General features: G+C 32.7%; 21 protein-coding genes, 1 pseudogene, 1 riboswitch and 1 other annotated feature. Of the genes and pseudogenes, 17 read left to right on the top strand and 5 right to left on the bottom strand.

What is annotated here, in order from left to right; translation table 11 throughout:
- Positions 1 to 55 precede the first annotated feature (55 nt).
- Positions 56 to 760: a class I SAM-dependent methyltransferase gene (locus ABH957_RS12165; RefSeq protein WP_404511316.1), complete on the bottom strand. Its 705-nt coding sequence runs from the start codon at positions 758 to 760 to the stop codon at positions 56 to 58.
- Positions 757 to 1,659, bottom strand: coding sequence for an SMP-30/gluconolactonase/LRE family protein (locus ABH957_RS12160; RefSeq protein ID WP_404511314.1), 903 nt, complete (start codon positions 1,657 to 1,659; stop codon positions 757 to 759). The genes ABH957_RS12165 and ABH957_RS12160 overlap by 4 nt, the downstream gene beginning before the upstream one ends.
- Positions 1,660 to 1,808: 149 nt before the next feature.
- Between ABH957_RS12160 and ABH957_RS12155 the strand changes: the two genes are divergently transcribed.
- Positions 1,809 to 1,979 carry a DUF2197 domain-containing protein gene (locus ABH957_RS12155; protein ID WP_341091598.1) on the top strand — a complete coding sequence of 57 codons (171 nt, stop codon included), beginning with the start codon at positions 1,809 to 1,811 and terminating at the stop codon, positions 1,977 to 1,979.
- Positions 1,980 to 2,057: 78 nt separating this feature from the next.
- Positions 2,058 to 2,314 (top strand) — a binding site (T-box leader).
- A gap of 83 nt (positions 2,315 to 2,397) precedes the next feature.
- A complete protein-coding gene (gene lysS / locus ABH957_RS12150; protein ID WP_404511312.1) occupies positions 2,398 to 3,951 on the top strand; it encodes a lysine--tRNA ligase in 1,554 nt (517 codons plus the stop codon).
- A gap of 59 nt (positions 3,952 to 4,010) precedes the next feature.
- On the opposite strand, the gene ABH957_RS12145 is transcribed toward lysS, so the two are convergent.
- Positions 4,011 to 4,439, bottom strand: coding sequence for a cell wall hydrolase (locus ABH957_RS12145; protein WP_001128405.1), 429 nt, complete (start codon positions 4,437 to 4,439; stop codon positions 4,011 to 4,013).
- 159 nt (positions 4,440 to 4,598) lie between these two features.
- On the opposite strand from ABH957_RS12145, the gene ABH957_RS12140 reads away from it, so the two are divergent.
- The 4 genes from ABH957_RS12140 (at position 4,599) to ABH957_RS12125 (ending at position 8,426) form a co-directional block, all read left to right on the top strand.
- Complete coding sequence (locus ABH957_RS12140) at positions 4,599 to 5,513, top strand: acetamidase/formamidase family protein (protein WP_341091594.1); 915 nt, start codon at positions 4,599 to 4,601, stop codon at positions 5,511 to 5,513.
- A 125-nt stretch (positions 5,514 to 5,638) separates the two neighbouring features.
- Positions 5,639 to 6,346: a response regulator transcription factor gene (locus ABH957_RS12135; RefSeq protein WP_341091592.1), complete on the top strand. Its 708-nt coding sequence runs from the start codon at positions 5,639 to 5,641 to the stop codon at positions 6,344 to 6,346.
- Positions 6,343 to 7,326 carry a sensor histidine kinase gene (locus tag ABH957_RS12130; RefSeq protein WP_404511310.1) on the top strand — a complete coding sequence of 328 codons (984 nt, stop codon included), beginning with the start codon at positions 6,343 to 6,345 and terminating at the stop codon, positions 7,324 to 7,326. The genes ABH957_RS12135 and ABH957_RS12130 overlap by 4 nt, the downstream gene beginning before the upstream one ends.
- Positions 7,327 to 7,526: 200 nt before the next feature.
- The gene (locus tag ABH957_RS12125) at positions 7,527 to 8,426 is read left to right on the top strand and encodes a LysR substrate-binding domain-containing protein (protein ID WP_341091590.1); all 900 of its coding nucleotides are present in this window, start codon (positions 7,527 to 7,529) and stop codon (positions 8,424 to 8,426) included.
- A 74-nt stretch (positions 8,427 to 8,500) separates the two neighbouring features.
- Here ABH957_RS12125 and ABH957_RS12120 read toward each other — a convergent pair.
- A pseudogene (locus ABH957_RS12120) lies at positions 8,501 to 9,453 on the bottom strand (aldo/keto reductase family protein).
- Between the two features lie 498 nt (positions 9,454 to 9,951).
- On the opposite strand from ABH957_RS12120, the gene abc-f reads away from it, so the two are divergent.
- The 5 genes from abc-f (at position 9,952) to ABH957_RS12095 (ending at position 16,077) form a co-directional block, all read left to right on the top strand.
- Complete coding sequence (gene abc-f, locus ABH957_RS12115; RefSeq protein ID WP_404447645.1) at positions 9,952 to 11,580, top strand: ribosomal protection-like ABC-F family protein; 1,629 nt, start codon at positions 9,952 to 9,954, stop codon at positions 11,578 to 11,580.
- Positions 11,581 to 11,600: 20 nt separating this feature from the next.
- Positions 11,601 to 12,194, top strand: coding sequence for a GNAT family N-acetyltransferase (locus ABH957_RS12110; RefSeq protein WP_404490922.1), 594 nt, complete (start codon positions 11,601 to 11,603; stop codon positions 12,192 to 12,194).
- A gap of 468 nt (positions 12,195 to 12,662) precedes the next feature.
- Positions 12,663 to 13,433 (top strand): ABC transporter ATP-binding protein, encoded by a 771-nt coding sequence (locus tag ABH957_RS12105; RefSeq protein WP_404447651.1) that lies wholly within the window; start codon positions 12,663 to 12,665, stop codon positions 13,431 to 13,433.
- On the top strand, positions 13,408 to 15,339 hold the full coding sequence (locus tag ABH957_RS12100; RefSeq protein ID WP_404453671.1) for an ABC transporter permease: 1,932 nt from the start codon (positions 13,408 to 13,410) through the stop codon (positions 15,337 to 15,339). Before ABH957_RS12105 ends, ABH957_RS12100 begins: the two co-directional genes overlap by 26 nt.
- Positions 15,340 to 15,393: 54 nt before the next feature.
- Positions 15,394 to 16,077: a lipoprotein BA_5634 family protein gene (locus tag ABH957_RS12095; RefSeq protein ID WP_404511374.1), complete on the top strand. Its 684-nt coding sequence runs from the start codon at positions 15,394 to 15,396 to the stop codon at positions 16,075 to 16,077.
- Positions 16,078 to 16,153: 76 nt separating this feature from the next.
- On the opposite strand, the gene ABH957_RS12090 is transcribed toward ABH957_RS12095, so the two are convergent.
- Positions 16,154 to 16,495 (bottom strand): DUF3914 domain-containing protein, encoded by a 342-nt coding sequence (locus ABH957_RS12090; RefSeq protein ID WP_113936350.1) that lies wholly within the window; start codon positions 16,493 to 16,495, stop codon positions 16,154 to 16,156.
- Positions 16,496 to 16,773: 278 nt separating this feature from the next.
- Between ABH957_RS12090 and ABH957_RS12085 the strand changes: the two genes are divergently transcribed.
- The 6 genes from ABH957_RS12085 (at position 16,774) to ABH957_RS12060 (ending at position 25,294) form a co-directional block, all read left to right on the top strand.
- A complete protein-coding gene (locus ABH957_RS12085) occupies positions 16,774 to 18,015 on the top strand; it encodes an esterase/lipase family protein (protein WP_404490923.1) in 1,242 nt (413 codons plus the stop codon).
- A gap of 86 nt (positions 18,016 to 18,101) precedes the next feature.
- Positions 18,102 to 19,127 carry a homoserine dehydrogenase gene (locus ABH957_RS12080; protein ID WP_404511308.1) on the top strand — a complete coding sequence of 342 codons (1,026 nt, stop codon included), beginning with the start codon at positions 18,102 to 18,104 and terminating at the stop codon, positions 19,125 to 19,127.
- Between the two features lie 96 nt (positions 19,128 to 19,223).
- Entirely contained in the window at positions 19,224 to 20,672 is a 1,449-nt protein-coding gene (gene pdxR / locus ABH957_RS12075) for a MocR-like pyridoxine biosynthesis transcription factor PdxR (RefSeq protein ID WP_002085207.1), read from the top strand.
- Between the two features lie 4 nt (positions 20,673 to 20,676).
- Entirely contained in the window at positions 20,677 to 21,591 is a 915-nt protein-coding gene (gene ddlB / locus ABH957_RS12070) for a D-alanine--D-alanine ligase (protein WP_113936551.1), read from the top strand.
- 73 nt (positions 21,592 to 21,664) lie between these two features.
- Positions 21,665 to 21,770: riboswitch (TPP riboswitch) on the top strand.
- A gap of 124 nt (positions 21,771 to 21,894) precedes the next feature.
- Complete coding sequence (gene tenA / locus ABH957_RS12065) at positions 21,895 to 22,581, top strand: thiaminase II (RefSeq protein WP_002136637.1); 687 nt, start codon at positions 21,895 to 21,897, stop codon at positions 22,579 to 22,581.
- Positions 22,582 to 22,912: 331 nt separating this feature from the next.
- The gene (locus ABH957_RS12060; protein ID WP_404511306.1) at positions 22,913 to 25,294 is read left to right on the top strand and encodes a pPIWI_RE module domain-containing protein; all 2,382 of its coding nucleotides are present in this window, start codon (positions 22,913 to 22,915) and stop codon (positions 25,292 to 25,294) included.
- Positions 25,295 to 25,320 lie beyond the last annotated feature (26 nt).

Here is a 25,320-nt window from a genome sequence, read left to right as displayed (position 1 = left end):
TGTTTACATAAATATACGAGTGGTGACTTAAAAAAATTGTCACCACTCATATAAACTACAATTTTTGCATGACAAAAGTAATCGCATTCGTATTTAATTGAATGTGTGTACCGTTTCGTACAATATTATACGCTAAATTTTTTATTTCAACTTTTACTTCTTGCCATTCGGTATAAACGCCTTTTAGTGTCCGTATCATTTCTTCCATAGAAAGGTTAATTTCAATTAAGGCATCTAATTCTTGATTCGTTTCCAAGTCAATTTCTTGAATGTTAGAGTTAACTATTAAACAATTGATATCACCACTCTTTGTCCCATTTTTCATAGAGTGAAGCACTTTTTTAAAATCGTCTATTGATCTGACATGTTCTAAACTTGATACTGCAACGATGTAGTCATAAGTATTAGGAGCAATATAGTAGTTTTCAATTGCTGCTTGTTCCGTTTTTATGTATTCAAATACACCATATTCTTTGCTATAAACTTGTAACTTCATTAAAGCCGAATCGAGTAGATCAACACAAGTAACAGTGCCGCCACTATTCGTGATTTTTTGTGCAATCGGAATACTGTTTCTACCGACACCAGAGCCAAGGTCAAGTATTTGTAGGTCTTTCTGTCCTTCAAAATAGTTCAGCATGTCCATAACTGTTTTAACAGGTTTATAAAGCCAAGATCCCGCTTCGAATAATTTATATTGTTCATAGCAAAGATCGTGATACTTTTTCTCTTCTCGTCTTATGTAATCGATTCTGTTCATAGTGTTTCAGCTCCAATAGTTTCATGGCGAAATGAATAGGTTGGACAACCTTTAACATTCATTTGAATTCGAAATATACCACCAGCATGTGGGTACAGTTTTAATTCCGCATCCGTCATTCTTGTTCTGGCTGTTGTGATATATAAATCGGTCAAATTAGATCCTCCAAATGTACACGACGTTACATATAAAGCAGGAATCGGAATACTTAAAATCTGTTTTCCAGTAAAGGGATTCCATCTATTAATCTTCGAGCCTCCCCAATGTGTAATCCATAAACAACCTTCTACATCAATTGTCATACCATCGGGTATACCTTCATTTTCAGGGAAGATGATAACATCTGTTGGATTGCTAATTACACCAGTATGTATATCATAATGAAAACGGACTACTTTTTTGGTAGGTGTATCAATAAAATAAAGGTATGTATCGTCAGGAGACCATGCTATGCCGTTTGATGTATTTACATGTGCAACTTTTTTATCTACGTTGAAATTATTGTTTAAACAATACAAGGAACCAGCAGCATTAATACCGTATAAGTCTGTAGTGCCTGCCCAAAAGCGGCCAGCCGGATCGCATTTTCCATCGTTAAAGCGGTTTTCTAATAAATCTGGTTCAGGGTCATAAATATGTGTAAGTATTTTTGTGTCAAGATTAAGAGAATAAAAGCCTTGTTCCATTGCTACTAAAACTTCATCGTTCGTATATGGAACAACACAACCGATTTGTTGGTCGAGAGTGATCACTCGGTTTGTTTTTTTAACAGGATTATAAAGACATAATTTTTTCCCGATAATATCAACCCAGTATAATAATTGTTTCTTCTCATCCCAGCAAGGACCTTCCCCTAAATTCGCCTTAGCATCAACGACTAATTCTATATTTCCGTGCAATATGTTTCACCTCTATTCATTAAAGCTATATATAAAGTTCGATAAGAAGAGAGGTAAACCTTTCACTGAAATGAAATTAAGATTTCCAGTGTAAGAAAAGAGGGCCTTATCAAGTAATTCGAAAATAGCGTATAGCCATGGGTAGGAAAATGCATATGATGTTTTATGAAATTGTCTATTTTTCATGTAAAAATGTATTTCGCGTATACGAAGGAAGCGGAAAATATAGGGAATTCAAGAGAGATCCGGAGGGGAAATATTGTTGTGATGAATGTAGTCATAAAATTCAACTGGAAGCGATAAAACATTTTTTTAGATAGTTATATGCTATTTGTTTTCGTTCAGAAAAATTTGACAAAGTATTTGTTATAAATTATCATATGTAAAAATCAATATTCAAAATGGCATTGAAGAGAAGAGTAGTTAAGAATGAATACATACAGAGAGCTCCGGTAGCTGAGAAGGAGAGGTGAAAATCTTAATGAAAAAAGACTTAGAGCTGCGCAAGGAACTAATTCATTTAGGGATGGTGCGACGGGTTCTCCCGTTATAGAGATAGGGTATAAGCATGTTTTGCCGTACCTGAAGAGGTTAATATGGTGACGTATTAACAAACTGAGGTGGTACCGCGAAGTTAATAACTCTCGTCCTCAAGATGAATAATCTTGGGGGTGGGAGTTTTTTTATTGCATAAAACTGAAAATGTGAAAACAAAAATACAATTGAGGTGAGTAACATATGCATTGGGCGTATGAAGTAGCACATGAATTGATTAGAAAAAATCCAAACAAAGAAACCTTTGTTTGTGCATCTGGAATTAGTCCATCTGGTTCTGTTCATATAGGGAATTTCCGTGAAATATTAACGACTTATTTTGTTGTAAGGGCGCTTCAAGATTTAGGGAAGAAGACTCGTTTTATCTTTTCGTGGGATGATTACGACAGGTTTAGAAAAGTTCCCAAAAATATTGATCTATCTTTTGCACAATACATTGGTATGCCGTACTGTGATATTCCTGATCCGCATGGGTGTCATAACTCATATGCAGAGCATTTTGAAAAAGAGTTTGAGAAATCGCTACAAGCATTTGGGATTGAAGTGGAATTCATATATCAACATGCTGAATATGGAAGCGGAAGGTATAACGAAAACATATTAGAGTCTTTGTATAAAAGAAAAGAAATATATGATATTTTAATGGGTTTTAAAACAGGAATACACCGAGAAGAAGATAGAGAAAACTTTTATCCCGTTACGTTATATTGTGAGAGCTGCGGGAAAGATGCAACAACTATTACCCATTTTGATGAAGTATTAAAAACAGTTCGGTATGACTGTGAATGTGGAAATCAAAATAAATTATCCGTATTAAATACAAGTCAAATGAAACTGAATTGGAAAATCGATTGGCCGATGAGATGGATGATAGAGGATGTTATTTTCGAACCGGGCGGAAGAGATCATTCATCGGAAACCGGTAGTTATAATGTATCAAAAGAAATTGCAAGGAAAATATTCAATTGTGAAGCCCCTCAATACGTTGCTTATGATTTTATTGGAATTAAAGGGCATCATGAAAAAATGTCCAGTTCTTCAGGGAATAGTATTACACCTAGCGACTTATTAAAAGTGTATGTACCAGAAGTAATTCTTTTTATGTTTGCAAAATATAGGCCCGGCGCAGCTTTTCACATTGGACTTGATGAAGATGTAATTCGCAATTATACAGAGTATGAGAGATTGAAGGATAGTTATGAAAATAAAACACTCAAAAATGAAGATTTATTTGATGCAATTAAACTTTCTAGACTAGATAGCCGATTTAAAGAATATCCAAAGTTTAATCAAGTAGCAGGAACTTTACCGTTATTAAATTTTGATTCATCTATTTTACAAGATATATTAGAGAAAATAGATAGGAGCTATGCATTACCTGAAATGATAGCGATAAGTAATCGTGCTGAGTATTGGATAAGAAACTTTCAATCTAAAAAATTAATTGCGGTAAATAAAGAGAAAAATACGGAGTTTTATAACACATTGGATGAAAGGCAGAAAAAATGGCTAGTAGAAGTTTGTAAAATACTTCGTTCTAATAACGATCATTCTAAACTAATGGAGCAATTGTATACGATTTGTCATCATGAAAATAAAAAAATAATGAAAGAAAATCAAAAACAATTATTTACCATTATTTATAGGCTCGTTATGAATCAATCAAGTGGTCCACGTATACCGTTATTAATACATGTGGTAGGCATCAGAAGATTCATCACATTATTAGATTTCTAAACTACAGTAAAACAACGCAAGTACTCAAAAAAATAAGTACTTGCGTTGTTTAAGTTTAGTTATCTTGAATACATTTTCGGACATTCATCACCACGTGGTTCATAAAAACAATGGCTTTTAAATTGTCCTGCAAACGGCTGGTTATACCATTCGGGTGGACAAGCTCCAACTGGACGAAAATACCAAAGAGCCCATCGTGCTGGCCAGCGCCATTCACCTTGTAAAACTTTTCTTGCGATTTCTTTTTCTGATTCACGGGCACGTTGATAAAAGTAACCGTATTGAACAGCTTCGAATCCGCCAGGGCTTTGATATACTGCATCACGCACAGATCGAAGCTCTTTAAAATCTAAACAATCACAAAACACACGATTTACGACAACGCAGCCAACAAGTTGTTCACCTTGTCGGCCTTCACCCTCAGCTTCAGCACGGATTAAACGTGCTAATAAATCAACGTCACTTTCGTTGTATGGAATAAGGGGCATTGTAATACCACCTTTCTTTACCTGTTATAGTAAAGAGTGTATGTTTCAAAATGAGCTAAGTGCATTTTTCTTGAAAATAACTACTAATTTTAAAAAGGAGCTTATACAGATAAAAGCTAACTATTATATAGAAGATAAAAACGAAAAAGGAGAGGTATTATGCATCGTATTCATAAAGAACATATCATTTACGCAATGTCACCAGAAAATAATCCATGTATTGAAGTAGAAATTGGGAGCCGTCTTGTATTTGAAACATATGATTGCTTTGAAAATCAAATTGATTCTGAAGATGTTGTGTTTCAAGAGTTAGATTGGAATCGAATTAATCCAGCAACTGGACCTGTATATATTAAAGGTGCAGAACCTGGCGATATTTTAGTCGTAATGATTGAAAAAATTAAAATTGCAGGGCAAGGCGTTTTAACGACAGGTGCGAACCTTGGTGTAATGGGTGATAAGTTAAATGAAAATATAGTGAAAATTGTCCCAATACATAATGGACATGTTTCATTTTCAAAAGAACTGCAAATTCCGATTAATCCAATGATTGGTGTGATTGGTACTGCACCGAAAGAAGAGAGTATTTCATGTGGCACACCGCATGATCATGGCGGGAATATGGATTGTAAAGAGATTAAAGAAGGAACAACGTTATTATTACCTGTAAATGTTCCTGGTGCTCTTTTAGCATTAGGTGATTTACACGCTGCGATGGGTGATGGTGAAATTGGTGTTAGTGGAGTAGAGGTTGCTGGTGAGGTAACTGTAACTGTTCAAATTATAAAAGAAAAGAAATGGCCACTACCGATGGCGATCCAAAAAGAAAAAATAATGACAATTGCTTCAGAGAAATTGTTAGATAATGCAGCGAATCGTGCTGTACGTAATATGGTGACATTTTTACATGAAGAATTAGAAATGTCTAAAGCTGATGCAACTCTTTTATTATCAGCAGCAGGTAATTTAAAAGTATGCCAAGTTGTGGATCCACTGAAAACAGCGCGGATGGAACTAGGAAGGGAATATGTGGAGAAGTTAGGGTTTTCTCTAAGTCAATTTCATATTAAATAAAAAAAATAGAAAAAGGATACTTTTGTATAAAAGTATTCTTTTTCTATTTTACGGATTTTGTGAAAAGAGGTAGTATTTATTTATATAAGTATATTTGAGATTGTGGATCAAAAAGGAGTTCAGAAATGGTTAAAATTATGATTGTAGAAGATGATATGAAAATTGCGGAGCTATTATCAACTTATGTTGCGAAATACGGTTACCAAGGAATTGTTATATCGGATTTTCAAAATGTGTTAGACATATTTTTAGAAGAACAACCAGAGCTAGTTTTATTAGATATTAATTTACCAAGCTTTGACGGTTACTATTGGTGTCGTCAAATTCGTGCGGTTTCCACATGTCCAATTTTATTTATCTCGGCCCGTGAAGGTACGATGGATCAAGTTATGGCGTTAGAAAATGGTGGCGATGATTTTATTCCGAAGCCTTTTCATTATGAAGTTGTAATGGCAAAAATTCGTAGTCATTTAAGACGTGCTTACGGAGACTATGCACCGAAACTAGAAGAACGAATGGTTGAGCAACAAGGTCTTTGTTTATATCCAGAAAGACTTGTGTTAAAACTTAGGGGTCAAGAGATTGATATAACGAGAAACGAAGCTATTTTATTAGAGACGCTAATGAAAAATTATCCACGTGTTGTGAGTAGAGAAGTATTATTAAATAAATTATGGGATAGTGAATCCTATGTTGATGACAATACATTAAGTGTAAATACCACACGTGTGCGTAAAAAGTTAAAAACGTTACAAATTGAAGGAGCAATTGAAACGATTCGTAGTGTTGGATATAGGTTGCATATTACTTGGGATACTGGTATGGAAAAATGATAAAGCTGTTTATACGTGATCATATACCACTCATTTGTTTTACAGCGATCCAACTACTAGCCATATTCCTAGTTTATTGGTTTGATGGGCATAATCATATTTCAACGGCATTATATGCAATGTTTTTAGGTGCTTTTTTTATGGTAAGTTATTTAGTTTTTCGTTATTTTACACATCGTTCTTTTTATGAACGTTTAGCAAATCCATTGCAATCTTTGGATGAATCTGTTCAAAAATCTGATTTTGCAGTTTTATCTACTGCACTTCAAGATCTGCTTGATGCACAATATCGTCATTATCAAAATCAGCTGCAATTACAAGAGAGAAAAAATAATGATCATTTAACCTTTATGAATCAGTGGATTCATCAAATGAAAACACCTCTATCTGTAATAGAATTAATTACACAGGATGAAGTGGATTCACGTTTTGAAAGTATTAATGAGGAAACAGATCGGTTGAAAAAGGGATTAGAGATGGCATTATATGTCGCACGTTTAGAAGCATTCACACAAGATTTTTATGTAGAAAGAGTACAACTACATAAAGTAGTAAATGATTCCGTGCATGAACATAAACGCTTCTTTATCCGGAATTTTGTATATCCAGAGCTTGAAATTGATAAAGGTATTACTGTAGAAAGTGATGCGAAATGGTTGCAATTTTTAATTGGACAAATTATATCGAATGCGATTAAATACTCATCAGGTAGTAGAGAAAAGATTAAAGTGAAAGCAGGTAGGGAAGGTAATACAGTTGTACTTGAAATTATTGATAGTGGCGTAGGGATACCGAAGCAAGATTTGCCAAGAGTATTTAAACCTTTCTTTACAGGAGAAAATGGTAGAGATTTTAAAGAATCAACTGGAATGGGGCTATATCTTGTATATGAAATTACAAAACAATTAGGACATAGTGTAGAAATCCATTCAGAAGTTGATAAAGGTACCGTTGTACGAATTAAATTTTGTAATGTGTAAAAAGTAAACAAGGCTAAAAAACTTTTGAGATAAGTTTTTTAGCCTTGTTTTGTACCCTTGATAAAATTGGAGAATGAAATATTATATACGTAAGAGAAGCAAAACGAATCCGATAAGAATAAATGAAATACTACATACATAAACGCTTTTTAATAATAAAATAGAATCCTTTATAAGTTGCGAATGATAGGGGGCTTGAAATGGATATTCGGAAAATGAGATATTTTATAACGGTGGCAGAAGAATTAAACTTTAGCCGTGCAGCAGAACGTCTTATGATGGCACAACCACCTTTAAGTCAAGAAATTCGTAAATTAGAAGAAGAATTAGGAGTTCAACTTTTTCATCGAACGAAAAGGATGGTTGAACTTACCGATGCTGGAAAAATATTTCTAGAAGGTGCACGACAAACGTTACTTCAAGTAGATAGAACCATTAAAGAAACACAGCTTGCGAATGAAGGGAAGATAGGACATTTAATAATCGGTTTTGTCGATTCTACAGAAACCGTTATAAATGTATTAAAAAAATTTCGAGAACGGTTCCCCAGAATCCAGCTCATATTACGCGAAATGACAACAGATCAACAAATAAAAGCGCTCTATGAAAAACAAATTCATATTGGATTTATTCGTTCCAAGCAGAATAATGAAATATTAACTTCCGAAGTTTGTTCTGTAGAATATTTAAAACTGGTTTTGCATGAAGAGCACCCTTTCGTTTCGTTACGTAAAATTCCAATCAAATCATTAGTGGATGAACCATTTATTTTATTTCCACGTCATTTTGGTACAAATTTTTACGATTTAATTATTAGTTACTTTTGGGAACATGGAGTAAGTTTAAATATTGTTCAAGAAGCGATTCAAATGCAAACGATTGTGAATTTAGTTGCAGCAGGAATGGGGATTTCTGTCGTTCCATCATCAGTGGAAAGTTATAAAAAATCGGGAGTCATATATAAAGAAATTCAAGAAAATACCCCGAAAATAAATTTATATGTTGGATGGAGACTAGATGAAAAGTCTGTTGTGTTAGAGAACTTTTTAACAGTTATTAGAGAGGTTTATACGACTTCACAATGTGAATTTAAAAGATAAAAGCCCATCTTTATAGGATGGGCAGTGTGGATTTGGAAAGGAAAGCTTCTTTATAGGGAGAATTCACTGATGTTTCAACCTGTTTTGCTCGGATCATACTCAATGAAACCTTTTAGTACACTATCAATCTGATCCATAATTTCAGGTTGCAATTTAACACTAGAAGCAATTACGTTTTCTCTTATTTGCTCCGGATTTGAAGCACCGATAATCGCGGAGGAAACAGCTGGATTTTGTAGTACCCAAGCAACAACGAGTTGAGATAAGGTAAGATTAGTTTCGTGCGCGATGGGATTAAGTTTCTGAATTGCAGTGAGTACATCATCACTCATCCAACGTTGCACGAGTTTTTGGAAAAATGGTTTACCAGCATCAGAGTTAGCACGGGATTGATTCGGCAAGGGTTTACCAGGTTGATATTTTCCTGTGAGAATACCTTGTGCAAGGGGAGACCAAACAACTTGACCAAGTCCCTCACGTTGACATGTTGGTATTACATCAGTTTCAATAACTCGCCACAACATCGAATATTGAGGTTGGCTAGCGATAAGTGGAATGTTCAATTCTCGTGCAAGTGCTGCACCGCGGGTAATTTGTTCTGATGTCCACTCACTTACGCCTAAGTAAAGGACTTTACCTTGTCTTACAAGATCACCAAAAGCTAACATCGTTTCTTCAAGGGGAGTTGTTGTATCAAATCTATGTGCATAATAGACATCAATGTAGTCTGTCTGCAACCGTTTTAATGATGCATTACAATTTTCTATAATATGTTTTCGCGATAATCCACGATCATTTTTTCCAGTTCCAGTCGGATGACATACTTTTGTACATAGTTCTATACTTTCTCGGCTATCGTGTCCGAATAAACATCAGCAGTATCGAACGTTGTAATTCCTACATCTAGTGCGGCTTTCACGCAATCATTTGCAGTATCTTCGTTTACTTTTCCACCATGGTTTATCCAGTTCCCATATGCAATCTTACTTACTGTTAATCCACTGTTTCCTAGTTTGCTAAATTCCATTGTAGAATGCCCCCTTAAAAATGATATCTTTATTATAAGAACTGAAATTCAATATGTATAATATATAATTGATGATAAATTTATATAAAAATTATATAAGGAGGAGTATATAGAAGTTTATAGATAGGGAAATCTAAAGCAAGAAGAACATGAAATTGTAGTTTGTGTTTTATTGATATGAAGTGCAAAGAGGGAAAAGTTTTTTTGCAGTACATATAATAATATTTACGTATACAATACCACTATGGTATAATATGGTTACTAATGACGGAAAGGAATGATGGGTGGACGATGATTAACTAATCTTATTTTTAAATGTTGAAATTAAATAAATTTCAATTTGTAAAAAATAGGATTAGTCTGCCCGATTCCATTCAACGGTATTGCTATTTGATTTGCGTAATAGCTTATTTGGGTATAAATAATGTAACGACTAATCCTGCCAAAATTACTTTGGGAGGATTTTTTTGTTCTCCCTTAATGAAAGGGATCGGTAATATGAAAGAACTTTTAAAATTAAATGATGTTTATGTTGAAATAATGGAAAATACTTTGTTAGAGAAAATGAATGTTACAGTAAAACAAGGGGATGTTATCGGATTAATTGGTAAAAATGGTGCCGGTAAATCAACGTTGCTTCAATTAATAAATGGGAAGATTGAGCCATCAAAAGGTACTGTTGAATGGCAGCAAATGGATGTGACAACAGCATATGTTGAACAAGAAATAGAATCCTTTATTAGTAATGATGTGATTGCAAAAGAAGCAGAACTTCTTGCGAAATGGGGCGTGCCAACGAACGATTTTCTTACGTTAAGTGGTGGTGAAAAGCTGAAAGTTCGACTAGCTAAAGGATTTGCTGAAAATCCTAATGTCTTAATATTAGACGAACCGACAAATCATTTAGATGAGATGAGTACGGAATTTCTCATTAAACAAATAAAAAATATGAAAGGTACCGTTATCGTCGTATCGCATGATCGATATTTTTTAGATGTTGTCGCAACAAAAATATGGTCAATTGAGGATAAAAAATTAATCGACCATAGCGGGAACTATACAAGTTATATGAAAGTTCGTGAGCAAAAAAGATTGACGCAGCAGCGTGAATATGAAAAACAACAAAAACGTATTGAACTTGTAGAATCACAAATAAAAGAATTAAGTTCATGGTCACAAAAAGCGCATGCACAGTCTACAAAACAAGAAGGTTTTAAAGAGTTTTATCGTGTAAAAGCGAAGCGAACGGATGCACAAGTTAAGTCAAAACGAAAACGTCTTGAAAAAGAGCTTGAAAAATCGAAAGTAGAACGAGTTAAAGAAGAGTATGCTGTTGAATTTTCTATTCAAGCGAATAAAAAAGTAGGAAAACGCTTTTTAGAAGTGAAACAATTGAGGAAAGGATTTAATAAACAAATATTATTTGAAAACGTTAATTTTACAATCCAGCACGGTGAGAAAGTTGCGATTATTGGACCAAACGGTTGCGGGAAAACAACCTTATTGAAGATGATTATGGGAACAGAAATGGCTAAAGGGGATATATGGATTTCACCATCTGCAAACATCGGTTATTTAACACAAGAAGTATTTGATTTACCACTTGATAAAACACCAGAAGATTTATTTTTTAAAGAGACGTTTGAAGAAAGAGGAAAAGTCCAAAATTTAATGAAACATTTAGGATTCCAAGCTTCTCAATGGAAAGAGCCGATTGAACATATGAGCATGGGTGAACGAGTAAAATGTAAGCTAATGGCTTATATTTTGGATGAAAAAGATGTGCTTATTTTAGATGAACCGACGAATCACCTTGATCTTCCTTCGCGTGAACAGCTTGAAAATACATTAGCGGAGTATAATGGAACACTAGTTATAGTTTCTCACGATCGATATTTTCTAGAGAAAACAACTAACACGAAACTTGTGTTTTCAAATAATACGATACAAAAGCAGCTAGAGAAACCTATTAAAACAAGAGATGAAATTGAAGAGATTCGTTTAACGTTAGAAACAGAAAGACAAGAAGTATTAGGGAAATTAAGCTTTTTAACTTCTAAAGACAAAGAATATAAAGAACTCGATGAACGGTTTATAGAACTTACGAAGCAGATTAAGGCGCTTTAACGTAAGTAAGGGGGATTAAAATGGAAGAAAAGAGTTTGACTAATATATTTAGAATAGATTGTGGAGATATATACCTACAAGAGTTTACGGTCAAAGATGCAGAGAGTATTTATAAAATATCAAATCAACCAGAAATAGAAAAGTTTTTACCCGACTGGAAATCAACGAAAGAACAAAGGGGTAATTGGGTTGCAAATTATGAAATACCAGAAAATAAAGCATTTCTTAATGCAGTGAGAACTACGACTAACATAGATGATCACATATTAAGACTAGGAATATTTAAGAAAACCACAAATGAATTTATTGGATGGTGCTGCACAGGTATGAAAGATGAGCTTCCTGCACCGAACAGAGAAATTATGTATGCTGTTTCAAGTGAATATCATAATAATGGCTATGCAACGAGAGCGACAAAAGGCTTGATCGGCTATTTGTTTGAAAATACAAATGTGGATGTCCTTAACGCAATTGCATTAATAAACAACGCACCATCAAATAGAGTTATTGAAAAATGTGGATTTACTTATATAAGCCAACAGACGATAGAAAACCAACTATATAATCATTATTTATTGAGCAAATCAGAGTGGATAAAAAATATCGCTCTTTAAAAGGAGTTATAATGGAATGAAATGATTTTAAAAAAGCTTAGAGCTAAAGCTCTAAGCTTTTTTATGTACTATTTACTTTTTGATTTTAATTGTGAATTATAAGTTGTTATTCATCGTTTTGAAGTTCTATAGTTTTTCTTTATAATATATTTTATGTTGCTAATAAAGAATACAAGGAATACAGCAACTTTTAATGATGATAATTGTTTCTTAAACTCACTTTTATTTATATATTTAATAGGTTTACAAGGTGTCCTGGCAACCAGAAATAAGTAGTATTGTATTTCATACTACTATATAGATATTATAAGATGAATAATCGTTAATTATAGTTTGAAAATAGGTTTGTTATCAGTTTTTTTAGAAATCTTACAAGCGTGTAAGATAAATGAAAGATGAATCAATATGTGCTATAAGACAATTCATTTACACTATATTGTGAGAAGTGCAAATGAAGGGAGAATATAAATGGAAATTCTACATGCAAAAAGTATTAGTAAAGTATATAAAGGGAAAGTACCTTTTAAAGCATTGGCAGATATTGATTTATCAATTCAAGAAGGTGAATTTATAGGGATTATGGGGCCATCAGGGAGCGGGAAAACAACGTTATTAAATATGGTATCTACTATCGACTCTCCAACATCGGGAGAAATATTAATAAATGGTACAAATCCTTTCCAGTTGACATCAGATAATTTGGCTTTATTCCGTAGGAAACAATTAGGATTTGTTTTTCAATCATTTAATTTACTTAGCACACTTACAGTAAAGGAAAATATCGTATTGCCGATGACATTAGATGGTGTTTCTGTACAAGAAATGAACAAACGAGTTGAAGAAATTGCAGAGAAATTAAATATTACAGATATATTGAGTAAAAGAACTTTTGAAATTTCAGGGGGGCAAGCTCAAAGAACAGCAATTGCTCGTGCAATTGTTCATAAGCCACAATTATTACTTGCAGATGAACCAACAGGGAATTTAGACTCTAAATCTTCAAATGATGTAATGGAGATGCTAGATACTTTAAATAAAGAAGAAAAAGCTACGATGATGTTAGTTACACATGATCCGTATGCAGCGAGTTTTTGCAGCAGAGTCATATTTATTAAAGATGGTCAACTATATAACGAAATTTATTGTGGTGAAAGTAGGCAAGCATTTTATCAAAAGATTATGGATGTCCTTTCTTTGTTAGGAGGGAAAAGGCATGACTTTTCGTCAGTTCGCATTTAATAATATTTTTCGCAATAAGCGTACATATGCTGCTCATTTTTTAAGTAGTGCATTTTCTATTATGATTTTCTTTACGTATGCTCTTTTATTATTTCATCCTGATTTACAAGGTGAGTTGAAATCGACAAGTGCAACAATAAGTGCATTTGGTACATTGGGATTTTCAGTTTCGCAAGGCTTGATTTTTGTATTTTCATTTTTCTTCATTCTATATTCAGTTAGTTCATTTTTAAAAACGCGTAAGAAAGAATTTGGGATATTAATGATGCAAGGTATGTCAATGAGACAGCTTAAGAAATTATTATTAATTGAAAATATGTTGATTGGACTTGGCTCAATTTGTATAGGAATTCTCATTGGACTCGTATTTTCTAAACTAGTTTTATTGATAAGCGCAAGTGTATTAATGATTAGTAATGGTTTGCCTTTTTATATACCAGTGCAGGCTGTATTATTAACAGTCATCACATTTCTTTTATTATTTTTAATTGTTTCGCTCGTTACATTTAAAATGATAAAAGTAACAGAACTTGTGGAACTTATACAAGCAGAGGAAAAGCCAAAGCCAGAACCGAAAGCATCAATTTTATTATCGCTACTTTCTTTAATTAGTATAGGGTATGGATATTTTTCAGTATTTCGCTTTATCCCAAGTACTAATTTTATTACGCTTGGGATAGGGGTGCTCCTAGTAATTATAGGAACGTACTTTTTATATACACAGTGTAGCGTTTATATATTGCACCTTGCGAAAAGGAGAGAATCTTTCTTTTTAAAGAGAACAAATATATTAACATTTTCTGAATTAATTTACCGTATGAAAGATAATGCAACGATGTTTTTTATAGTATCTATTGTTTCAGCAGTTGCATTTACAGCGATTGGTACAACAGCTGCAATTGGAAATAGGGATTTGGTAAGGATGACAAATCCGTATACATTTTTGTATGGAAGTTTTGAAAACGACAAAGTATTAAATAAAAATCTTTCTATTATAAAAAAACACCTTTCTGATGCTAATATCCCGTATCGAATGGCTTCATCTTCATATATATACACGGAAAATGGTGTAAATGTAATGAAGTTAAGTGAATATAACGATCTTGCTAAAGCACTAGGCTATCAACAAGAAACAATCGAAAAAGAAGATGAAATTTTATTAATTCCTGGAGTCGTATCGCAAAAACAAGAATTTAAAAATGGCGAGTATAAAAAGAATATAGAAGTCATTCAAGGAGATTGGACAAAGACATTTCATGTGAAAAAAGCTGTAGAAAATTTAGTTTTACCACATGATTCTAGAACTATTTATATCGCTGTTAAAGATCAGGTATATGATGGAATACCTCTTACTAGTGACCCGGTTAATAAAGACATTCAATATCGTACTTACGGATTTGTTGTAGACGATTGGATGAAAACGAAGGGAATTTCAAACGAATTAATTAGTAGATTTGAGAAAGATACTAGAGTAGGTAATTTTCAATTTCGGGCTTTAACTATAGATTTGTTAAGTGCAAAGCAAACGAATGGATTATTACTTATGGCAAGTGTTTTAGTCGGAATCGTCTTCTTCACATTCGCTGCTAGTTTTATTTATTTCCGATTATATACTGATTTGGATCGCGATCAACAGCAATATAAAATGATTTCGAAAATGGGATTAAGTAAACGAGAATTAAAAAAAATTGTAACGAGACAGTTATTATTAATGTTCTTCTTACCGATTGTTGTTGCAGTGATTCATACTATAGTCGCTTATACGGCATTACAGCAATTAGTCGATTTTTCTATAATTAATAGCTCTATCGTTATTTTAATTTCATTTATATGTATACAAGTATTATATTTCTTTATAACCCGTTGGCGTTACCTGCAAAAGCTTTATAAGGTTATGGAGCAATAGAGTTTATTAGCTTGTAAGACTACATTAAAGTATGTGGAAAAAATGAACTGTATGATGAAAGGAAACGCGATGAAAAGAACTTTAACTATTTTTATGTTAACGATACTACTATTAATAAGTTTTAGTGCATGTTCTAAAAAGGAGAATCCATTTCCTGCAAACGGTTTATTAATCATTGGAAATGAAAATAAAATTTCACCAATTATTAATCGTTATCAGGAAATTACGAAAGCAAATGAAGTCTTTTCTGTGAAAACAGGTACTTATGGAAACGGACAGGTATTAATTTTAAATGAATCTACAGCACAAGTATTGATTAAAGAAAAAGTTTTTCGTAAACGAGATAATGGCTCCAATTATATTATAGATACGTTACCGAATTTCCCAAAAGAAGGTTCGCTGTTGTTTACACATGAAGACGAAAAGAATATGAAAAGTATTGAATTAGAAGGAAAAGAGATTCCAGTTTTATACGATAGTGACGCTTGGATAGGTAACACTCGTAAATATCCAACACAATGGTATGTGATTGTAGCACAAAATAGTGTGTATAAAGAAATAAAGGTAAATGAAACGAAAATGCACCTTCTTCATCTGAAAAAATCTTTAGGAGATGAAAAACCTAAAATGTCGACAGATAATACATTGGTTAATGAAAATGTCAAAGTAACAAGGCTAATTAAAGGTTTGGAAGGAGAAGTATCTTTTCAATTTGTAACGATTGGAGAAAAATCTTAAAAAAGAGTTCAAGGTTGATAAAAACTTTATCAATCTTGAACTCTTTTTAGTTTATAGACCAATCAAATATTATGCTTTACATTACTTCATCTAATCGAGCCTCACTCGTTTCTTCAATCGTATTTGAATTTTGAACTGAATTATTTTGAGCTTCTTTTTCTTTACGAGACTTTTGTAGCATTTCAAGGATGATCCATAAAGGAACACCTTTATCCTTTAACATCTTCCATAAATCTAATTCGTTAAATTTATGCTCAGGCTGTTTCATTTCTTTTTCAGAGGAACGAATATCGAACTTGATAGGATCATCCGCTTTCTTACCTTCAAGTTTAGTAGAAGAGATAGTATTATGCTCAAGAATAGATGGAGTTATTTTAGTAGGTTGAGATAATGTATGAATGTTTGATTCGATTTGCATGCTTTTTCCTCCTTTTCAAGTAATGAAATAAGTTTTCTTATGATTATTAAATCCATTTGACATGAGGAAACTATATTCAATTATAAATTCAAATAATCAGATTTACAAGTTGTATTGTAAAAAGAAAATGTTTACTTGAATTAATATTTATCAACATTTGTGTATGTTGTCTATATATACAACGTATATAAAATACTTTACATTATGTTTAAGTTAAAAACTGATTGTGTCAATCTTTTTCACAGAAAAATGAAAGCGTTTAATTAGGGGGAGAAAGTATGGGGAAGTTATTTTTAAAAGTATGTTTTTTTACATTAGTAACTGTTTGTTCATTCGCAGCGAAAACAACATACGCTGAAGAGAGACAACAAAATAATTATCCTATCATTTTAGTGAATGGATTTGCTGGATGGGGTAGAGAGGAAATGCTAGGGGTAAAATATTGGGGTGGTGTTCATGATATACAAGAAGATTTAAAAAGAAATGGTTATACAGTACATACTGCAGCTGTTGGGCCAGTTTCTAGTAACTGGGACCGTGCATGTGAATTATACGCGCAAATTAACGGTGGAACAGTAGACTACGGCGCGGCGCATGCTGAGAAACATGGACATAATCGTTTTGGTAGAACTTATAGTGGATTTGCACCGCATTGGAGTGAAACAAATAAAGTTCATTTAGTTGGGCATAGCATGGGTGGACAAACGACAAGAACATTAGTGCAGTTATTAAAAGAAGGCAGTTATGAAGAAAAAAATCATGTGAAAAATCATCCGAACGCAAAGATATCACCACTATTTGAAGGCGGTAAATCGTATGTTCATAGTGTTACAACTTTAGCAACTCCTCATAATGGGACAACACTTGCAGACGGGAGTCTTCTATTGCCATTCGTTAAAGATTTTCTCATTACAGCTGCGAGTTTAGGAGGAAACAATAATTTATCATTATATGATTTTAAATTGGATCAATGGGGTATGAAAAAATATGCTGGAGAGTCCTTTTTCCAATATACTGATCGTATTTTAAATAGTTCAATTTGGGAGAATACAAAAGATATTAGTCAATGGGATTTAAGTACTGATGGAGCAAAGGAGTTAAATAATTGGGTAAAGACGCAATCGGATGTATATTACTTATCCTATAGTGGACATGCATCGCAAGCAGCACCTATAACAGGTTTGCATCTACCGCATATAACAATGAATAAAGTGCTAATGGGGAATGCATTCTTCTTAGGCTCTTATGCAAGATATGAAGAAAACCGACCATTAATAGATACTTCTTGGTGGCAAAACGATGGTGTAGTAAATACAAATTCTATGATTGCGCCTGCGTCTAATACTTTTGTAAATAATAATGAGTCTTTACAAATTGGAAAATGGAATCATATTGAAACGAAAGCAAATTGGGACCATCTTGATATGGTAGGACTTAGTGTTTCAGACACGTTAGGTTTTTCTAACATTCAAGAGTTTTATAGAACAATTGTTGGAAAATTATCACGTCTACCGAAATAGATAATATAAAGCGCTCTCGATGGAATTCGAGGGCGCTTTATATTATATTGAAAGAGGGATTTGGTATAAAGATATGGGGGGATATTATGAAAATTCAAATTGTATTATCAGGATACGGGACAGTAGGAAGAGAGTTTATAAAATTATTAAATGAAAAATATTTATATATAAATGAAACATATGGAATTGACTTAGTTGTTAGTGGAGTGATAGGAAGAAATATTGCAATACATAACGGGAAAGGTTTGCAGATTAATGATTTATTGGCGTATGGTGATGGTTCTGCTGCAATTGAAAAATATATCGAACATTATCCAGAGGAACGCGGAACGATTAATATAAATGGTACTGTATTGGTTGAATCAACTGCTACAAATCTTAAAAATGGAAATCCAGGGAAACAGTATATGAAACAAGCTATTGAAAAACAAATGGATATAGTAGCTATTTCAAAAGGTGCACTTGTTACAGCTTGGAGTGAACTGAATACAGCAGCACGTATTTCAGGCTCACGCATTCGATATAGCGGTGCAACTGCCGCTGCGTTACCGACATTAGACATAGGACAACTAAGTTTAGCAGGTTGCCATATTGAAAAAATAGAAGGAATATTGAACGGGACAACAAATTATATTCTTACAAAGATGCATGAAGAATATAAGACGTTTGAAGAAGCATTGCAAGAAGCACAAAATAAAGGAATTGCGGAGACTAACCCGTTATTAGATATAAGCGGGATGGATAGCGCTTGTAAATTATTACTTTTGACGAATAGTTTAATGGGAAACGATTATTCACTCAAAGATATAAAAATAAACGGAATAGAGCACGTTACAACGCAACAAATTCAAAATGCAAAGGAACAAAATAAATCAATTAAATTAATTGCATCAGCATATAAAGATGATAATGGAAAAGTAAACCTTAGTGTACAACCTTGTAATTTAGAGAAAGAACATCCGTTAGCAAATATAAATGGCACGGAAAAAGGAATTACGTTCTTTACAGATACAATGGGACAAGTCACTACAATTGGTGGAGCTTCTAATCCACGCGGAGCTGCAGCTGCTGCTTTAAAAGATGTAATCAATTTATATCGAAATGATTTATAGGCTTTATAACCGTACCGCTATTAATAAAAAATACATATGTAGTGGACCTTTTGAGAATGAAATAAATATGCAAAAATAATTGCAGGGGGTAAGAAATTGTTTAAAGATTTTAAAGTTGTAAAAGATCGTCCCGTTTATATTCAATTAAAGGATTATTTAAAAAAGATGATTATGAAAGGGCATTTGTTGGGGGACCAAAAAATCCCATCAACAAGGGAACTGAGTGAATTATTATCAGTGAGCAGAAATACAGTACTCTCTGCATATGCGGATTTGGAACAAGAAGGACTCATTTATGCAGTTAAAGGAAAAGGAAATTTCGTTGCGAAGGTGGATATAAGTAACACCTCGTCTGTTGAAATAGATTGGAAAAATAAACTTAATACAGTTACCACATTAGCGGATGAATTAGACTTAATGAAGCATGGAGTTCGCTGGGAAAAAGGAATGATTGTTTTTAATAGTATAGCCCCTGACGAAAAGCTATTTGATGTTGAAAATTTCAAAAGAGCTTTTCTTACTCGTATGTCCATTGAAGGGGATATCGTATTGAACTACGGATATGCAAAAGGTTATAGACCGTTAATGAATTATTTACTTCATTACATGGAAATGAAAGGTGTAGATATTTCGAACAAAGATATTCTAATTACAAATGGATTTACAGAAGGATTAGATATTGTGTTATCTTCTTTATCGAAGAAATCAGGGCGTGTTATTTGTGAGAACCCAACTCACCATGCTGCATTGAAGCTTTTTCGTTTACATGGACTTGAAGTTCATGGAATTGATATGAATGATGATGGTATTGATACGAATGAAGTAGAAAAAAGTTTGCGTGAAAAGGATTTTGATTTCGCGTATTTAATCCCTTCTTATCATAATCCAACTGGTATTGTTACGAGTTCGGAGAAAAGAACGGAATTGATGAGGTTATTTTCAAAATACAAGATCCCTATTATAGAGGATGGGTTTAATGAAGAATTACGTTATTCGGGTTCACATTTATCGCCATTATTAACTTTTGCAGGGGCTGGTAATAATGTGATTTATATTAGTAGCTTTTCAAAGGTACTTTTCCCTGGTTTACGTGTAGGTTGGATCATTGCAGATAAAGAACTGATACATTATTTAGAAAGTGTTAAAAGAGCCAGAACCATTCACACATCTACGTTAGATCAAGCTGTTCTGTTTCAATATTTACATGAAGGATATTTTGAAAAATATTTAAAAAAAGCAAGATCTGTTTATAAGAAAAAATATGAGTTAGCTGTTGGGGCGTGTAATCAGTACATTCCGTTTAAAAGAATGACTGGAGACGGTGGACTTCATTTGTTTATAGAGTTGGAAGAAAAAATTCAAGCCCGCACACTTTTACAAAAGTGTTATGAGAAAGGAGTTACCTTTTCTCCTGGTGATGTTTTTTACTCTGATGGAGGAGGAGCGAACACATTCCGATTAGGATTTTCACGTTTGAAAGAACAGGAAATTGTTAGAGGGATTCAAATAATTGGTGAAACTTTAAAAAATGAAACTTGGAGTTGAGAAAATGAGAATTGGCGTTATTATGGGAGGAGTATCCTCTGAAAAACAAGTATCAATTATGACTGGGAATGAAATGATTGCACATTTAGATAAGAGTAAATATGAAATCGTTCCAATTACGTTAAATGAAAAAATGGATTTAATTGAAAAAGCGAAAGACATTGATTTTGCATTGCTAGCATTACACGGAAAGTACGGAGAAGATGGTACAGTTCAAGGGACGCTAGAGAGTTTAGGTATTCCTTATAGCGGTAGCAATATGTTATCTAGCGGTATATGTATGGACAAAAATATTTCGAAAAAGATTTTGCGTTATGAAGGAGTAGAAACACCAGATTGGATTGAACTTACAAAAATGGAGGATCTAAAGTTTGAGGAGTTAGATAAATTAGGATTTCCGTTAGTGGTAAAACCAAACTCTGGCGGCTCAAGTGTTGGAGTTAAGATTGTCTATGATAAAAATGAATTAATCTCTATGCTGGAAACTGTATTCGAATGGGATTCTGAAGTAGTAATTGAGAAGTATATAAAAGGTGACGAGATTACATGTTCAATTTTTGATGGGCAACAGTTACCTATCATTTCGATTCGACATGCTGCTGTGTTCTTTGACTATAATGCAAAATATGATGATACTAGTACAGTTGAAGAAGTTATTGAACTTCCAGCTGAAATAAAGGAACGTGTAAATAAAGCGTCACTGGCTTGTTATAAAGCATTAAAATGTAGTGTTTATGCAAGGGTTGATATGATGGTGAAGGAAGGACTTCCATATGTAATGGAAGTTAATACATTACCAGGGATGACACAATCAAGTTTACTACCAAAAAGTGCGGAAGCAGCGGGAATTAATTATAGCAAACTATTAGATATGATAATTGAAACTTCATTAAAAGTAAGGAAAGAAGAAGGTTTTTAAGGTAGTTATATAATTAATTCTTTTGACAGTTCCATGAATTATGCTATGATAATTACAATACGACAACTAAATATTTATCCACTAGGGGGGCCTTTTATAGGCTGAGATCAGATGAAATTTTGAGACTCTTAGTACCTGATCTGGTTAATGCCAGCGTAGGGAAGTGGGAAAGACGTTGCTATTTAACGAATAAATACTGTCAATTTCACTTTCTTTACGCCTGTAAAGAAAGTTTTTTTATTTTACAGCTTTAATAATTGTGGATAAATACGTATATTTTTTACATTATTTGGAGGGATTTAAATGACTTTTTCACAATCATTACGTAAAGAAGTAGATTCAATTTGGGAAGCAAGTTTTAACCATCCTTTTGTAAAAAAACTAGGTGAAGGAACATTAGATTTAGCTAGTTTTCGATATTATGTGCTTCAAGATTCTTATTATTTGAGTCATTTTGCTAGAGTACAAACGTTAGGTGCTGCAAAGGCTCTTGAATTAGAAACGACAGCTCGTATGGCACACCATGCACAAAATACGTATGAAGCTGAGTTATCATTACATGAGAATTTCGCAAAAAAATTAGGGATTACAAAAGAAGAAAAAGATAATTTCATTCCTGCGCCAACTGCATATGCATATACATCTCATATGTATCGTGCAGCTTATGAAGGGCATTTAGGAGATATTATTGCGGCTATTTTACCTTGTTATTGGTTATATTATGAAATCGGTGAACGATTAAAAGAATGTCAACCAGAAGAGCCAATTTATCAAGAATGGATTTCTGCATATGGGTCTGATTGGTTCCGTACTCTAGTAGAAGAGCAAATCACACGATTAGATATGATCGCTGAAAAGGTAACAGAGGCAGACCGTAATCGTATGAGACAACATTTTATTTTTAGTAGTCAATATGAATATTCATTTTGGGAAATGGCATATACATTAGAAAAATGGCCGATGAATGAAGAAGTTAAAGGTGTTATTTAATTAAGAGTATATAAAAGGTATCGCTATATAAAGAGGCGATACCTTTTATTATATTTAGTTTCTGTAATTTTTTTGTAAATCATAGATAAAAAATATAATAATTTATTATAATGATTTTATAATATAAAGTCCCATAAGGAGGTAGTTATATGTTAATAGGTATTTTATATTAATTTGATTTTAATAATGTTTTATTTATATAACTAAATGTAATTTAGCTATTTCCTTTAATGTGCTTGGTTAAAATTTGATTCGTTAATGCTTAAAAAATTGGTATCTTTTCTAGTATTATTCATGATCAATATAAATTAAGAGAGGAAGTATTAATAATATGGAAAAATTACAGTTATTAGCATTTAAAAATATAGTAGAACCCCTCTATAATGAGAAAGTATCGTATATTTATTTTCCTATTGAATGGCTTGAGATTGTAGAGATACATTATAGAACATTTTTATTAACGAGCAAATTAAAACTTGTAAATGAAAGATTGTATGAAATGTTTTCTGATATATTATTCATTCAGCATAATCCATATATATTAAAGGAAGATACACCTTGGATTGTGGCTAAGGAACCAATGAGACAAGAACAGTTAGACTATATTTTCCAAAGCTGGTATGAGGTTATTCGTGATTGGAAACCGAATAAATTAATAGATCCACCACATTTAGAATGGCAGCATGATTTAATTAGTAATTTACCAGTATTACATGATAAAAAAACGTTTTCTAAATGGGTACCAGCTCTAATTACTCATATTTTTTGCGAACAGCCTTTACGTATGGAAAATAAAAATGAGGAAGAAATATATTTTTCACCACTGCGATCACAACATGTTTCTGAAGCGATGTCTGAGCCAATTAAAGATGAAGAAACACATGATTATTTCTCTTATGTATATCGGTTTGAATACGTAACTCGTGGAGGTGAGAATATTCCGCTATTAAAAGTATCTGTAGGGATTAGGAGGTTTTATCAACAATATAATCATAAAGATATCCCTATACTTTTAGGGCGAAAGCGGAGCCAAATACTGATTTCAACTCCTGAATTTGAATCAAATAATAAAAAGCAAAGATTTGTAAAGTTAAAAGTACAACAAGCTGTAAAAGGAATAAAGTGGATTAAACGTTTTAGAAATTTAAAAGATGATTATAGGATAGGGGGAGAAGTTAAATTAGAGAACATTCTCCAATGTCCGAAAGAGTATATTAGAGGAACAAATGTAAGAGTGCTTCTTCCATATAACGAAAATATATATAAAGTTCAAGGAACAAAAATAAAATTTGGTATAAAAGTAAGAGAAAAAGAGGAACTTTTTAATGAATTCCAACGAATATTCCCATACTTCACATTACTTCCAGAGGGTAAAAAAGTATTAACTAATAATGAGAATGAGTTATTACCTTTATTTGCACCAAAGGGATTAGACACAATTACGTTAGAAGTATGGTCAGATGATATAGTAATAGAGATAGAACAAGCGTTATTAGATAGCAAAATAGTTTTAGCTCAAAACGGAGATTCCTCCTATGTATTAAATGCAGACAATCCGGTGTTGTTAAAAATAGTAAGATATAACATTAGGAAATTGTTACAAAATCCATATAGAATGCAATATAGTCATAAAAACAAAAAGAAACTAGTAGACGATGTCGTAAAAGCTGTACATGCTACGGCAGGTGAGCAAAATGAAATGAAATTAGCATTAATTGCAATAAAAAATTGTGATGGTCGCGAAAAAATTAATCCAAAGCAAATTATTCGGGAAGGATTCGCTCAAACGAAACGTATTTCAGCATTTATTAATTTATTTATCGGACAAAGTGTATCTAAAAAAGAAATTATTAATGCCATTCTTAGTTTGTTAGAACAAAAGGGGTTCTTAAAGTGTAGTTGGAATAAGATAAAATTACCAGGGATAATTGTAAATTTATCAATTGAGAAAATGTCTAAATATGATTTCTTACCTATTTTTTCAAAAATAAATGGGAGAGAAATATTATATAAATTATATGGTCAAGAAGAATGGGGCACAATTGATCATACTTTATTAAATATAGGTAATAATAAAGTGTTTTTACCACAACCATCAAAAAGGAATGATATAGGAGTCAGTTTTAAACAATTTATGTCAGAAACATTAGTTGAAATTTCACAAGATGCACATAAACAAAATAAAGAAGTTTATTTTATTGTAGATGCCAATATGAGGAAATATTGGATAGAGGAATTGCAAAATAAAAGCGTTAATATTGGGGTTTCACCTGAAATAATCCCAAATTTAAAAGAGGATATAAACATAATTAGAATTAATACTAACTCAGATGTACCGAACTATATTGTTAGAGACCAAGAACATGTTATGAATGAAACGAGATTATTTGTAGATCAAGTGGGAATTTACTATAGCACGGCTGCATACGAATTAGATTGTAATGAGATAGTACAGCAGTACATACTCGAAGTTATCCCGCTTGGTGTAAAATCTGAAGAGAGAGAAGAAATCGCCAAAATGATACATTACATGTGCTGTAAATCAACCTTGCTCTCAGAACAAAATATTCATAATACGCATGTAATGCATATGGCTAAATTAATTAAAAATTATACTACCGATATTGATTCAAGGGAGTTTAAAGAATTCAATGACGAATTAGATGAAGATGTAATAATTTTAGAAAAAGAAGATACATTGATATTAATATAAATAATAGTGTACAAATCCTGCTAGTA

Origin of the sequence: Bacillus sp. RC242, from assembly GCF_044908245.1 — a bacterium.
Taxonomy (GTDB): Bacteria; Bacillota; Bacilli; order Bacillales; family Bacillaceae_G; genus Bacillus_A; species Bacillus_A mycoides.
This window is presented reverse-complemented; position numbering and strand designations above follow the sequence as displayed.